The sequence below is a fragment of the Verrucomicrobiia bacterium genome (genome assembly GCA_019634635.1).
GTDB lineage: Bacteria > Verrucomicrobiota > Verrucomicrobiia > Limisphaerales > UBA9464 > UBA9464.
Genome location: JAHCBB010000014.1, coordinates 1 through 14118, shown reverse-complemented (window position 1 = coordinate 14118; position 14118 = coordinate 1). Strand labels below are relative to the sequence as shown.

The window sequence follows — 14118 nt, the reverse complement described above, 5'->3', positions numbered from 1 at the left end:
CAATTCCGTCCCGAAGCGATCAACCGAATTCGAATTTTTTTTTGAAACCCATCGGGAGACGCGTGCGCCTGCGCGCGATCCGAAACGACCGTGCATGCCCACGGCGTCCGACCCGGTCGCTTGGCGGATGGTCTTCGAACGCTGGGCTGGGTTGGACCCGAAACTCCCGGCCATTCCCGGTCCGCCTTGGACCGCCGGCGTGTTTATTCCGGAGCCTGCATCGTTGATGGACGTTGGCCCCGCCCGCGGAGCTCGGTGCAAAGCCACGCCCGGGCGAATGTCCAGTGCCGCCGGACGGTGGGTTCTGACACCCCAAGCAGGCGGGCGATCTCCTCGTGAGCCAGGCCGCTAAAATAGCGCATCCGGACGATTTGAGCCTTTTCCGGGGACAACGCCGCCAACTGTTCGAGTGCGGCGTCCATGGCAAGGACGGCATCGTCGGGATCACTGGCGGCGGACTGGATCTGGTCGGGATCGAACTCCACGCGGTCCCACTGGCCACCATGGCAGACCCGGGACTTCCGCCGCGCACGCTCCACCAGAATCCGACGCATCGCCTCGGACGCGGCGCCGATAAAGTGGGCTTCACCACTCCACAGGACCGATTCGCCCGACTTGACCAGACGCAGCCACGCCTCGTGGACCAGCGCCGTCGGCTGCAGCGTCTGCCCGGGAAGCTCCTGCGCAAGCTTTTGGGCCGCGAGGTGTCGCAGATCGTTGTACAGCCGCTCGAGCAGGTCAGCGGATGAAGCGCCGTCCGACGGCGTTGAGTCCGCTGCGGGTGATCGGATCGCTGGCATGCGTGCAGCCTGTGGAAGGGAATACCGCGCGCCAGCAGGAATTTGCCGGACCAGGGCGGTTCGTGCCCGGGGCACGCGGCGCCTGTGTCCACTGGGCGCTTGGAGTGGCGGAAGGTGATCGGGCAGGGTACCGGCGCTGGAAATGCCGGGGAAATACGGGGCGCCCTCGGGCGAGATGGAGAGGCTCTGACGTCTGTTGGACTTGGGGCCTTGGGGACTCCACGCACTGGCCGGGAAACACTGCCGATGGTCGGGCATTGCGATTGGTGTGGCTTCCACGGGGCCGATTCCGAACCATGGGTCCTCAACCGGCAACTCGTGTCATGATTGGGTTTCTGCGAGTGTTTTCCGCTCTGCTGCTGCTGATTTGTGGCGGTGGTAGCGGCGTCGCGGAGCCGGTGTCGGGGCGGCGTCCGAACATCATCGTCGTGCTCACCGACGATCAGGGCTACGGCGACTTCTCGTGCCACGGGCATCCGGTGCTGCGCACCCCCCATCTGGACCGGTGGCACGCGGACTCGGTGCGCTTCACGGATTTCCACGTCAGCCCCACCTGTGCGCCCACCCGCAGTGCGCTCCTGAGCGGGCGGCACGAGTTCCGCAATGGCGTCACCCACACGATTCTCGAGCGGGAGCGTCTCGCGCCGGACACGGTGACCCTCGCAGACGTCGTCCGCGGCGCGGGTTATGCGACCGGAATCTTTGGGAAGTGGCACCTCGGCGACGAGGAGGCGTACCAGCCCGGGCGGCGGGGATTTGAGGAAACGTTCGTTCATGGCGGCGGCGGCATCGGTCAGACCTATCCCGGGTCCTGCGGGGACGCACCGGCCAATCGCTATTTCGATCCCGTCATCCTGCACAACGGGCGGTTCGTCCGCACCCGGGGGTATTGCACCGACGTGTTTTTTGGTCAGGCGATGCGTTGGATGGATTCGGTGCGGGAACGGGGGCCGTTTTTTGCCTGGATCGCGTGCAACGCCCCGCACGTCCCCCTCGACGTGCGGCCGGAGGACGAGGCGCGCTATGCCGGCAGGGTCGCAAACACCAACGCCGCCCGCTTTCTCGGGATGGTGGCCAACATTGATGACAATGCGGGACGCCTGCTGGACTGGGTCCGGGACCGGGGGATCGAGCGGGAAACCCTCATGATCTTCCTTACCGACAACGGGGCGGACGGCGGTTTGCTGGCCGGATACAATGCCGGGATGCGCGGGCGGAAGGGCACGCCATTCCTCGGCGGCACCCGGGCGGCGTCGTTCTGGCGCTGGACGGGCACGCTCAAGCCCGGGGACTGCGCCGCGCTCACGGCGCACGTGGATGTGCTGCCCACGCTGGCGTCGCTTGCCGGCGTGTCGCTATCCGGGCTGCTGGAGACGCAGGTGGAAGGGCGCAGTCTGGTCCCGTTGCTGGAGGATCCGGCGACCCCATGGCCGGACAGGACCCTCGTCACCCACGTCGGACGGTGGGCGCGCTGGGAGGAGCCTGCCGACGCCCGGTATCGGGCCTGCGCCGTGCGGACCACCCGCTGGAACCTGGTCTCGGCGGATGGCGGACGGGAGCCGCGTTGGATGCTGTTCGACCTGTCCGCGGATCCCGGCGAGGCCAACGATGTTGCAGGCAGGGATCCGGAGGTCGTCACCGACCTGGCATCGCGGTTCGATGCGTGGTGGGTGTCGGTCCAGGTGCATTTGGTGAACGAGGGGGTCCGCGGGCCGGCAATCAATCCGTTCAAGGAACGCTACTGGCGCCAGTTTGGCGGGGGGCCGGATGCCGGCGAACTGCGGCTCATGGATCTTGAGCAGAACCCGGCAACCCGTCGTTGACGCGGCACATGGTGCCTGTTTCCGGATCCGGGCGGCTTTCTGCGCTTGTCGCTTGGAGCGGCGGAAGGCGCTCGGGTAAGGTCCCGGCGATGGAAATGCTGGAACAGGGCCTCGGACTGATGGTGATCGGGATGGGCGTGGTCTTTGCCTTCCTGCTCCTGCTGGTGGGTTGTTTGCATGGACTGGGAGCGTTTTTTGCGCGCCACGGACACCGGTTTCCGGATCCGGCGATTGAGACCGCACCGGTTGCCGGTGTGATGGCAGGAGCCGGCGTGGGCGGCGGGTTGGAGGCGGCGGCCGTTGCGGTGGCGGCCGCGTTCCGGGCGCACGGTGCCGGACGTGGATCCGGATCGCGCTGACGGTGCCTCCGGGTGGGCCGAAACGATCTTCCACAAACCTCCGAATTCCTCCTGCCGCCATGTCACGCAAGCGAGTGGATGTGATGATCACCGCCTTCCGGGACGGATTTCAAAGCGTGTATGGGGCCCGGGTGATCCCGGCCGATTACCTGCCGGCGGTGGAGGCCGCCCGCGAGGCGGGTCTCACCCATTTCGAGGCAGGCGGCGGGGCGATGTTTCAAAGCCTGTATTTCTACTGCAACGAGAATGCCTTCCGGATGATGGACCAGTTCCGGGAGAAGGCCGGTCCGGAAGCCAACCTCCAGACCTTGGCGCGGGGCATCAATGTCGTCGCGCTCGACTCCCAACCCGCCGACATCATCACCCTGCATGCCCGCCTGTTTCGCCGGCACGGGATCTCCACCATCCGGAACTTCGATGCGCTGAACGACGTGAGGAATCTGGCGGTCTCGGGACGGTTGATCCGTGAGCAGGGGTTGCGCCACGAAGTCTGCATCACGCTGATGGCCCTGCCGCCCGGCTGCTCGGGCGCCCATGACCCGGCGTTTTATGCCCGCGTCCTGGATGAGATTCTGGAGTCGGACGTGCCGTTTGACTCCCTGTGCTTCAAGGATGCCAGCGGCTCGGCGGTCCCTGCCACGGTCCACGAAACGGTGCGCCATGCGCGGCAGCGTCTGCCCGGGGGGACGCGCATCGTCTTCCACACCCATGACACGGTGGGCACCGGGGTGACCTGCTACCGGGCCGCGATCGAGGCCGGTGTGGACCAGGTGGACCTCTCGCTGGCCCCATGTTCCGGGGGGACCTCGCAGCCCGACGTTGCCAGCCTGTGGCACGCCCTGCGGGACAGTCCCTGGGACCTGAACCTCGACATCGCGAAGGTGATGCGCGTGGAGGCGGTCTTGAAGGCATGCATGCAGGATTATTTCCTGCCGCCGGAGGCGCTGGCGGTGGAGCCCCTCATTCCCTGGAGTCCCATGCCCGGTGGCGCGCTGACGGCCAACACGCAGATGATGCGCGACCAGGGGATCCTGAACCGGTATCCCGAAGTGATCGGAGCCATGGGCGAGGTGGTGCGGCGGGGCGGCTTTGGCACGTCGGTCACTCCGGTGAGCCAGTTCTACTTCCAGCAGGCGTTCAACAACGTGATGCTCGGGCCCTGGGCCAAGGTCGCCGAGGGCTACGGACGGATGGTTCTTGGTTACTTCGGACGCACCCCGGTGCCCCCGGATCCCGACATCATCCGTCTGGCCTCGGAACAACTGGGTCTGCCGCCCGCCACGCGCAGTCCGCTGGACATGGACAATGAGGATCCGCGGAAGGGGGTGGCTCCGGCGCGTGCACGGTTGGAGCGCGAGGGGTTGCCGGACACGGAGGAGAACATTTTCATCGTGGCAGCCTGTGGCGACAAGGGCGTCGCCTTCTTGAAGGGCAAGGCCCGGCTCGCGGTGCGCAAACGATCGGCAGAGACTCCGGCCGCGGTGGCTCCGGTCGCCGGTCCGCAGACGTTTCAAGTCACCGTGGACGGGGCGGCCTTCTCGGTCTCCTTGGAGGGCGGTCGGGCCAGGGTCAACGGACGAGAGTTCGAGGTCCGAGTTGCGGATGCCGCGGCGTCGGCGCCATCGCGTGAAACGTCCCCCAAGGGCGGCGTCGTCTCTGTGCCGGCACCGATACCCGGAGTCGTCACCAAAATCCTCAGGATCGCCGGCCAGAAGGTGCAGCGCGGCGAGCCCATCCTGGTGCTGGAAGCCATGAAGATGGAAATGCCGCTCAACGCGCCTGAATCCGGGACGGTGCAGGAGGTGCGCGTGCGGACGGGCGACGCGGTGACTTCCGGTCAGGAATTGGCGAGGATCACGCCATGACCCGCCGCCGCCGCTTGTCACTCCGGTGGTCATGGATCCTTGTGGGCTGTGTGTGTCTCCCCGGGGCTCTTCATGCCGAGGTCGAGGACTTTTCCGTGCGCCTGGCACGGCTTTGGGAGGGAACCGGGGTCCATGGATTTGCCCACGGAGGTCTGGGCAATCTGGTGATGATCGGAGTTTGTCTTGGGCTCATCTACCTCGGAATCGCGCGCCGTTTCGAGCCCCTGCTGCTGGTCCCGATCGGGTTCGGGGGGCTTTTGGCCAACATTCCCTATGCGGGCATAGCCGACCTCGAACAGGGCGGCTTTCTGGCGCTGGTCTTTGATTTCGGAATCCGCACCGGGATGTTTCCGTTGCTGATTTTCCTGGGCGTGGGGGCCATGACCGATTTCGGTCCGCTGATTGCGAATCCCAAGTCCGCCCTGCTCGGGGCCGCGGCCCAGTTGGGCATCTTTTCGACCGTCCTCGGCGCGGTGGCGTTGTCCGAATGGGTGCCGGGAGTCCGGTTCTCCCTGAAGGAGGCCTGCGCCATCGGGATCATCGGAGGCGCCGATGGGCCGACGGCCATTTTTGTCGCGGGACGACTGGCCCCGGACCTGCTCGGGGCGATCGCGGTGGCGGCCTATTCCTACATGGCCATGGTGCCCATCATCCAGCCACCGATCATGCGGCTGCTCACCTCCGAGTCGGACCGGCGCATCGTGATGCGCCAGCTCCGTCCGGTACGGCGCATCGAGAAGATCGTGTTCCCGCTGTTCGTTCTCGGGTTGTGCGTCCTGCTCCTGCCCTCAGCGACACCCCTGGTGGGCATGCTCATGCTGGGCAATTTGTTTCGCGAGTGCGGTGTCGTCGAGCGGCTCTCCCGGACGGCCGCCAACGAATTGATCAACATCGTGACCATCCTGCTCGGCCTGGCCGTTGGTTCGAAACTGGCGGCCGGCATCTTCCTTCGCGCGGAGACGCTGGGCATCCTGGCTCTGGGGCTCGTGGCCTTCTGCATCGGGACGGCTTCCGGCGTGCTCCTGGCCCGGTTGATGAACCTCTTCCTGCGGGAAAAGCTGAACCCCCTGATCGGCTCCGCGGGCGTGTCCGCGGTGCCCATGGCGGCCCGGGTTTCCAACCGCGTTGGTTTGGAGGCCGACCCCGGAAACTACCTGCTCATGCACGCCATGGGGCCGAATGTCGCCGGGGTGATCGGGTCGGCGATCGCCGCCGGGGTGATGATGGCGGTGGTGGGTGGGTGATTGCAGCCTCCTGCCGGCGCGCAAAAGCGGGGCGGGCGCCCGCTGGCGGCGCTCGCCCCGGCAGCAACCGGCCCGTAGGCTGATGCCGTTCATGACGGGAGCGCCGCGCAACATCATTCTCCTCAAGGGCCACAGCGCCGGGGTGGGAGACCTGCTGCGCAGCTCGGCCGCATGGCGTGCGCTGAAGGACCGGTATCCAGACACCAGGCTGCACCTGGTATTTCTGACACAGGATCCCGGCGCGGCGTCCGAGGAACTCATCGCCCGCCATCACCTCTTGGCCTCGTTTCATGTGCGTCCGAAATGGCCCACATCCTGGTCTGCCTGGAGGGACGCGCGGCGGTGGTTCCTCCAGCGGGTCCGGGATTGCAACGCCGACCTGATCATTGACTTCGAGTCCGCCGGGGTCCGCACCGCGATGCTGGCCTGGCTGGCCCGCCAAGCGCTCGGAGTCGGGACCCTTGGCATTGCGGACGTCCCGGGTCGGGGGTGGTTCTACCAGAAGTCGGTCCCGTCCCGACGTCGTGTCCAGGCTGCCGGGATGGCCGGGGCGGTGGACTACTCGGATCTGGACTTCGTGGTGCTGACGGGTCTGGGGATCCGCCGGAACGGGCGACCGATCGAACTGGAGGAGGCGCCTGAGGCGGTCCGCTTCCGGAAAGCGCTGCGATCGCGGCATGGCATTCCTCCGGAGTTGCCGTTGGTGGGACTCAACGTGGGCTGCGGAACCCCTGGAGCGCTTGACCGGCGTCCGGATCTGCCGCTCCTGCGCCTCTGGCTGGAGCGCCTGCAGCGTGGCCACCGGTGTGCCGTGGTGCTGAGTGGCGCGCCCTATGAACGGACGGTGAATGCGGATCTCATTGCGGGATACCGTCCCCGGGCCGAACTGCCCGTGGTCAATCTTGCGGGGGAAACCCGCCTGATCGAACTGCCGGGCTTGATCCGGTCCTGCTGCCTGTTTGTGTCCGGGGACTCGGGTCCGTATCATGTCGCAGTGGCTCTGAGGGTTCCCACCGTGGCAATTTTCAACCGGTCGTTCCCCGCGGCGGAACACCATCATCCCTGGGTCCGTTCGGTGATTGCGCCGGGACCGGAACAGATCGCCGCGCTGGAGGCTGCGGTTTCCGGACTGCGCGAGGCCTTTCCGTGGTCCCGGGAGGGGGCAGCCGGATGAAGGACTTCCTGAAATGGTTTTGGCCGATGCTGTGGCCTCAACGAGGCCGCCTGGTGTTGGGCATCGGATGTGGCGTGGCCTATGCAATCAGCAACAGCCTGCTGGCCGCCGTGGTCAAGCTCACCTGCGACCTGCTGTTCCCGGCTCCCGGCAAGGCGGTGGTGGAGCTGCCGTCGGTGGTGATCCGTCACGCCCCCGAACTGGCCGCGTGGCTGCAGCGGACGCTCGAGTCTTCGGGAGCCGGCTACTCCTGGACCTGGGTGGCGGCCATCCCGGTGGTGATGGCACTCCGGGCCTCGTCCACCTACGGCAACTTCTATTTCCTGGCCCGCGCCGGCCATCAGGCCATTCACGAGCTGCGGGTGGAGCTGTTCCGCCACCTCATGCGGCTTCCGGTCGGGTATTTCAGCGGGTCGCGCACCGGCGAGCTGATGGCCCGGCTGCTGAATGACACCGGTTCCCTGCGTTCCGTGGTGGAGTCCTCGCTTGCGGTGATCGTCAAGGAACCGTTGTCCATCGTGTTCCTTGGCGCCTTTCTTGTGGCGGCACAGCCGCGGCTGACCCTGATCTCCATGATGGTGTTTCCGCTCTGCGTGCTGCCCATCGTGTACTTTGGTCGGAGGGTCCGGCGGGCGTCCCGTGCCAGCCTGGCGGGGCACGCGGAGCTGTCGGATACCATGCAGGAGGCATTCACCGGCCAGCGGGTGGTCAAGGCCTACAACCTCGAACCGGAATTCCAGCGCCGCTTCACAGGGCAGTCCGCCGGGATTGTGAGCCAGACCATGCGGACGGTGCGGGGCCACGAGATGCCTTCGTTGCTCATCGAGGTATCGGCCTCCATCGGGGTCGCCCTGGTGTTTCTGGTCGTGCTGCGGCAACGCGAGACCGGGCAGGCGGCCATGAGCGCCGGGGATCTGCTTTCGTTTCTTACGGCCATCTTCCTCCTGTATCAGCCGGTGAAGAATCTCAGCCGGTTCTACGGCCAGTTGCAGCAGGCCCGCGCCGCCGGGGAACGGGTGCAGGAACTCCAACGGGCCCCGGTGGACGTCGCCGACCCGCCGCATCCGGTACCACTGCGGGCGGCCGGGGCGGCGGTATGCTTCGACGGCGTCCGCTTCGCGTACGGGGAGCGCACTGCCCTGCACGACATTCATCTCACCGTGGCTCCCGGACAGCTGGTCGCCCTGGTCGGGGCCAGCGGTTCGGGCAAGACGACCCTGACCAGCCTGCTGCTCCGGTTCTACGACCCGGCGGCAGGCTCGGTGCGCATCGGAGATACGGACTTGCGGTCGGTGGCGGCACGGGACCTTCGGGAGCAGATCGCCGTCGTCACCCAGGAGACCGTCCTGTTCAATGACACCATCCGCGCCAACATCCTCCTGGGGCGTCCGGGAGCTACCGACGCCGCAGTGGAGCAGGCCGCGCGGGCGGCCCAGGCGCACGAGTTCATCCTGGCCAAGCCGGGGGGGTACGATTTCGTCATTGGCGAACGCGGGGGCAACCTCAGCGGCGGCCAGCGTCAGCGCCTGGCGATCGCGCGTGCCGTGCTGCGGGATGCCCCGATCCTGGTGCTTGACGAGGCGACCAGCGCGCTGGACACCGAGAGCGAACGGGCGGTGCAGACGGCGCTGGACGCGCTGATGCGGGGGCGCACCACCCTGTGCATTGCGCATCGCCTCTCCACGATCCAGCACGCGGACCTGATCGTGGTCCTCGACGGGGGGCGCATCGTCGAGCGGGGACGCCATGAGGAACTGCTGGCGCGCGACGGTTGGTATGCGCGGCTGTTTGCGATGCAGTTTGGACCACGGGCAAATCCCCAGGCCGCGGCCTGCTGAGCGCCGCATGGCCCGGCCCGGGGTTGCTGGCCGCGGGTTCAGGGGTTGAGTTCCCGGAGCCACTCCACCACCAGGCCGGCCATCGCCCGGGCATGGTGACCGGAGAAAACATGATCGGCATCCGGGATCTCCATCAGGCGCTTCCGTCCGCCAGCGACGGCCAGAATATCCTCGGAGTCCTGGAAGGGGACCACGTCGTCGGCGCGGCCGTGAACCAGAAGCCAGGGCACCGGCACCTGACGGGCGGCATCGAGCACGTTCCCGATTCGTGCCATGTCATCCAAATAGGCCTGGGACAACGGGCATTCCGGTTTGTCCCACATGCCGTCGCGTCCCGGAACCGCATTGCCAAATTCGCGCAGGGCAAACGCGGCGGTGTGTGCCATGCCCGCCAGGGAAATCAGGAAGCGCAGCCGCGGATCCTGGCTGGCCCGCCAGGTGCCCACCGCCGCGCCCATGCTGTGACCGGCGTAGCCCAACTGCCACCCGGGCAAGGCATCCAGCACCGCACCGAGATCCTCAACCTCCTTCGAAATCGTGGACGCCTCGAAGCGGCCTTCCGAACCGCCGTTCCCCGAAAAGGAAAACCGCAGCGCATGATGGCCCGCCTGAGCGAGCGCGGCTGCCAGTTCCACCAGGAGCGGGCGATCCATGTTGCCCGTGACGCCGTGCCCCAACACCACCAGCGAAGTCCCCTCGGCAGGTCCAGGGTGATGGACGAACTCAAGGCGTTCACCGTGGCGGTTGCGGATCTCGTCGGGAATCAACGGCTTCATGGGAATCAGCGGTCAGCGGCCCGTTGCTTTACCCGGTCGGACGGTCCCGGTAAACGGGCAAGTGCTGCCTCGCTGCCGGTTCGCTGGCACGGGATCCTCACACCAAGGGCTGGGCTCGGGGCACCTTGAGCACGACCGTGCCGGCGATCTTGTCGTGCCATCCCTGTCGTTCGGAATCCCATGCTGACCAGAAGTATCCGATGCCCAGGGCCAGCGTGGCAAACAGCGCGCCCAGAGCTCTGACGATGGCGGTCGCCCCGTCCACGGGGCGGCCGTCGAGCCGGGCGACCCGCAACTGAAGCACGATGCCGCCAATGGTTGTCGCGCGCCACGCCCACAACCCGGCGAAATACGCCACGGCGGCCAGCAACTTCCAGCGCAATGAATCGAAATCCATCCAGGCCAGTGCCGGGATCAGGATGACCCAATCAATTGCCGAGGCGATCAGGCGTTCCTTGAGTCCGACCCTTGGCAGGCTGAGCGCCTCGGGCACCGATGGCCCCGACGATTCCGGCGAGGCGAACGCGGAACCTTCCAGGGGCGGTGGCGGTGGGGGGGCGCCTGCACCGGCGGGGACACCCTCGACTGCGGGCGGGCCGGAGACTTCGGCACGGGTCGCTGACGCGGCGGCGTTTCCACGGGAATCCGGGGGCTCCGGGCTTGGGGAATCCGGAGGAGGGCTGGCGGCAGGCGGCATTTCCGAGGACGGAGGAACCGGGGCCGCGGATGGGCCGGACGGTGAGGTCCAGGGAACCACGGCCTTCAGGCTCTGTGCGGAGGGGTTTGGCGGCGCGACAGGCGCCGGGGCCTGGAGGGCGGCGGGTGCGGGCGAAGGGGACTCGCGACGGAGCCGGTCCAGCAGCGCCAGCCATGCTGCGCCCAGCGCCCACATGGAGAGCACGGCCCACGAGACCATGCCGACGTACGGTACCAGATAGAGCACCATCACAAGGCCCGACCCCAGCAGCACGGCACCGACGACCGGGACTTCGGGACGACTGCGTCGGAGGATGGAGGCGCCAAACGCGTGGAGCAGTCCGGCCTTGCCGGCGATGGCGGCCAGAAGATACGCGGCGCCGACGAAGGGAATCACCACGATGCCGATGCCGGAAATCAGCAGCATCAGGGTCAGCAGCGCCCCGAGCGGCAGCGCAAGAAATCCCATCAAGAATGCCGTGGCCCCACGATCCGCGACCACTGCGGAGATCCCTCGAACCATTCCGGGCGCCGCCAGTGCGAGCAGCAGGTACATTCCCACGAAGGCTCCGGCGACCCACCAGACCCACGGCACGCCAATCGCGAGCGGTCGGAGCTTCAGCACGAGTTCTTGGACCGTGGCCTGGGCGGTCCGTGGCAAGCGGGTTTCGGGATGGAGCCACCACGATCCGACGGAGAACGGCAGCGGAATGTCCTGAATGGTGCCACCGGCGCGGGCACCCGGTGCCCTCCAGACCCCGCCGATCCCGACCACATCCCCCCCAACGAACGCATTGGTCCCCATCCGAACCCCGCCTCCAATTCCGGTGGCGTCCCCGCTCACACGGGATTCCGGTCCCAGATCAATGCGGCCCCCAACGGCCACCACATCTCCGCCCACCGATCCGTTGATCACGGCGGAGCCCCCGATCAACACGAGGTCGTTCTCGACCCGGCCTTCAATGGTCGCCGAGTTTTGGAGCACGACGACGGATCGGACGCTTTCCCCGGCGGCCACGACGACCGGTTCCCCAATGCGCACAATCTCCGAGCGGGATCCGCCTGGTTTGAAGCCCTTTTCAACCAGCCCCTTCACGACATCGGGCAACGGTGGAGCCGGCGGATCTGGAATGGGGGGCAAGGGCGGCACCAGATCTTCCGGGGCCAGCGGGCGTTCGGCCGGGGAAGGGGGCGGTGGCGCGGTTTCCCCGGCGGCCCCGGGGCCGCCAAGGACCAAGGCCCAGGCAACCGCCGTCGCCGCGAGCCACCCGGGCAGGCGGACTGCCAGGCGGGCGCGCAGGGATTGCCGGCGGGGAATTGGGGGGAGATGCATGGAGAGTGGGGACGATCAACGCTGACGCAGCCCGCCGGCGGCCAGCCGCCAGCATGCCGTTCCGATCCCGAGGGTGGTGGACCACAACAGGGCCAGCAGGCCGAATCCACCGGCGATCACCCAGGGATTGAGTTCTCGGAGCACCACCAGGGCGGCGTTCCAGAGGACCCCAACCAGCGTGAGCAGGGCCTTCAACGGCGCGGGGAATTCCAGGTGTCCTGCGGCCCGTTCGACGGCCGATGCCGTGGCGGCATCCGCACCCGGGAGCAGCAGCGACCAAAGCAGTGCGAGGGCGGCGGCGCCGCAGACTCCGGAGAGGATCTGGAGTCCCAGCGGCCAGTGGAGCCAGGGGCGGCGGTGCCAGGGCACCATCGCCGCGCGCTCCACGGCGGCGCGGATCCTTGCCGCCAACGCCGTCGGGGCAGGGCGGAGCGGCAGTTGCTGGAGGACACCATCCGCCCACCGGGCGAGCGCCTCCTCAGATTCCCGGGAATGATTCATGAAAAGCTCCAGTCTAAACACCCACGGATTCGCGGGCCGGTTGCAGCCTTTTTCGCAGCGTCTCGCGGGCGCGGAAGATGTCCGTCTTGACCTTGCCGAGCGAAACACCGAGTTGCGATGCAATCTCCGCATAGTCCAGGTCCTCAAAATGGTAAAGTACGAGCGCGACGCGCTGATCGGCCGGCAGCCGTGCGAGCACCCGTTCGATGAGTTCGCGTTGGTCGGCCGTGAGCAGGGTGTCTTCGAGCGTGTCGGGTGCAATCGCCTCGGGCATCCGCTCCGCCCCTTCGTCATCCTCGCGGGCCAGGTCGGTGAAGAGCTTCCATCGGGCGCGATACCGCTGGAGATGGTTCAGACACAGGTTGCGCGTGACCGTCTTGAGCCAGCCGCCGGCCGTGGGGCTTCCGGCGAGCTCCGGGAAATGGTTCCAGGCGCGGAGAAAGGCCTCCTGGGCGGCGTCCTGCGCGTCGGCATCGTTGCCCAGGAGGCGTGATGCCGTGCTGAACACCATGTCTTGATACGCGACGACGAACGCCTCGAACTGGGCCGGGTCACTCATGGGCTCCCCGTCATGGGACGGACGTCATTGTGCCATCAGCACCCGCGCCGGGTCCCGCAAGTTTCAGCGAATTCCCGGAGGCCCCGGCCGGGAGTCCGGGGCTCACCGCGGCCGGAAACACGCGATCCCTGATCCGGGAAGGCACCGGCTCCCCGGGGAAACCGGACCTTGTCCCGTCCTGCCAAGAGTTTTGACTTCCCAGCTCAACCGTTTGGGGTATTCCATACAGTCAACGAATCCTCCACGCTCTCCACGTTATGAACGCCGATCCCCTCCGCACGTCACGACGAGGCCCCCGACTCCACCGGACCGCCTTCACGTTGATTGAACTCCTCGTGGTGATTGCGATCATCGCGATCCTCGCCGGCATGCTCCTGCCGGCGCTGGCCAAGGCGAAACTCAAGGCAACTCTTGCGGCGTGTTTGAACAACCAGAAGCAGCTCATTCTGGGCACCCTGATGTATGCGCAGGACAACAATGACGGGCTCCTCCCGCCCACGTGGCGGTTGACCAACAACCAGGTGGTCAACCTGGTGGCCGGCGGGTACTGGCCGGCACCCAACCCGGACCCGGCCACGGGCATTCCTGTCGCCCGGGCCATGCAGGGCGTCCAGGCAGGCCTGGCACAGGGGCCGCTTTACAAGTACGTCTCCGCCTTCGCCTCTTATCATTGCCCCGGCGACACCAGGGTTCGGCTGCGGCCGGGACGTGGATGGGCCTACGACAGCTACTCCAAGGCGGATGGAATGGGCACCGGCGGGTGGGGAGGAATCAGGCCCTTCATCAAGGTGGATGCGGCACCGAACCCGGCCCAAAGCATGGTGTTCATCGAGGAGTCGGACCCCCGGGGATTCAATGCGGGCACCTGGGTGCTCGACGTGCAACCCCCGGGATGGGTGGACCCGTTTGCCGTTTTTCACGGCATGGTCAGCGATTTTTCCTTCCTCGACGGGCATGCCGAGGCCCGCAAGTGGGTGGACCGTGCCACCATCAAGGCCGCCCAGGACTCGGCCCGGGGCATCAGCAGCTTCTATTGGCAGGGCGGCAACGGACGCAATCCCGACTTTCGATGGGTCTGGGACCGGTTTCAGCATGCCGCCTGGCGCCCGCTGCCTTGACGGGCCGTCCCGGGGCTTTGCCCCGGCCATGC

Annotated in this window: 12 protein-coding genes; 7 read left to right on the top strand and 5 right to left on the bottom strand. The window is 67.0% G+C overall.

The features are described from left to right. Nucleotides 1-203: 203 nt before the first annotated feature. Nucleotides 204-800 (bottom strand): sigma-70 family RNA polymerase sigma factor, encoded by a 597-nt coding sequence (locus tag KF791_11405; protein MBX3733186.1) that lies wholly within the window; start codon nt 798-800, stop codon nt 204-206. A 323-nt stretch (nt 801-1123) separates the two neighbouring features. Between KF791_11405 and KF791_11400 the strand changes: the two genes are divergently transcribed. From KF791_11400 to KF791_11375, 6 genes are all read left to right on the top strand, one after another. Further along, on the top strand, nt 1124-2623 hold the full coding sequence (locus tag KF791_11400) for an arylsulfatase (GenBank protein MBX3733185.1): 1500 nt from the start codon (nt 1124-1126) through the stop codon (nt 2621-2623). Between the two features lie 89 nt (nt 2624-2712). Further along, nucleotides 2713-2982, top strand: coding sequence for an OadG family protein (locus KF791_11395; protein MBX3733184.1), 270 nt, complete (start codon nt 2713-2715; stop codon nt 2980-2982). Nucleotides 2983-3041: 59 nt separating this feature from the next. Beyond that, complete coding sequence (locus KF791_11390; protein ID MBX3733183.1) at nt 3042-4847, top strand: biotin attachment protein; 1806 nt, start codon at nt 3042-3044, stop codon at nt 4845-4847. Continuing rightward, nucleotides 4844-6091, top strand: a complete 1248-nt coding sequence (locus KF791_11385; GenBank protein ID MBX3733182.1) for a sodium ion-translocating decarboxylase subunit beta — start codon at nt 4844-4846, stop codon at nt 6089-6091. The genes KF791_11390 and KF791_11385 overlap by 4 nt, the downstream gene beginning before the upstream one ends. Nucleotides 6092-6173: 82 nt before the next feature. Next, complete coding sequence (locus tag KF791_11380; protein MBX3733181.1) at nt 6174-7265, top strand: glycosyltransferase family 9 protein; 1092 nt, start codon at nt 6174-6176, stop codon at nt 7263-7265. A gap of 26 nt (nt 7266-7291) precedes the next feature. Next, entirely contained in the window at nt 7292-9103 is a 1812-nt protein-coding gene (locus KF791_11375; protein MBX3733180.1) for an ABC transporter ATP-binding protein, read from the top strand. A gap of 38 nt (nt 9104-9141) precedes the next feature. Here KF791_11375 and KF791_11370 read toward each other — a convergent pair whose 3' ends face one another. The 4 genes from KF791_11370 to KF791_11355 all read right to left on the bottom strand — a co-directional run bounded on the left by KF791_11370 (nt 9142) and on the right by KF791_11355 (nt 12968). After that, nucleotides 9142-9879 carry an alpha/beta hydrolase gene (locus KF791_11370; GenBank protein ID MBX3733179.1) on the bottom strand — a complete coding sequence of 246 codons (738 nt, stop codon included), beginning with the start codon at nt 9877-9879 and terminating at the stop codon, nt 9142-9144. A gap of 97 nt (nt 9880-9976) precedes the next feature. Continuing rightward, on the bottom strand, nt 9977-11908 hold the full coding sequence (locus KF791_11365; GenBank protein ID MBX3733178.1) for an RDD family protein: 1932 nt from the start codon (nt 11906-11908) through the stop codon (nt 9977-9979). Between the two features lie 15 nt (nt 11909-11923). After that, complete coding sequence (locus tag KF791_11360; protein ID MBX3733177.1) at nt 11924-12409, bottom strand: hypothetical protein; 486 nt, start codon at nt 12407-12409, stop codon at nt 11924-11926. Between the two features lie 13 nt (nt 12410-12422). Further along, nucleotides 12423-12968, bottom strand: a complete 546-nt coding sequence (locus tag KF791_11355; GenBank protein ID MBX3733176.1) for a sigma-70 family RNA polymerase sigma factor — start codon at nt 12966-12968, stop codon at nt 12423-12425. A 257-nt stretch (nt 12969-13225) separates the two neighbouring features. On the opposite strand from KF791_11355, the gene KF791_11350 reads away from it, so the two are divergent. Then, the gene (locus KF791_11350; GenBank protein ID MBX3733175.1) at nt 13226-14086 is read left to right on the top strand and encodes a type II secretion system protein; all 861 of its coding nucleotides are present in this window, start codon (nt 13226-13228) and stop codon (nt 14084-14086) included. The last annotated feature ends 32 nt before the right edge of the window (nt 14087-14118 follow it).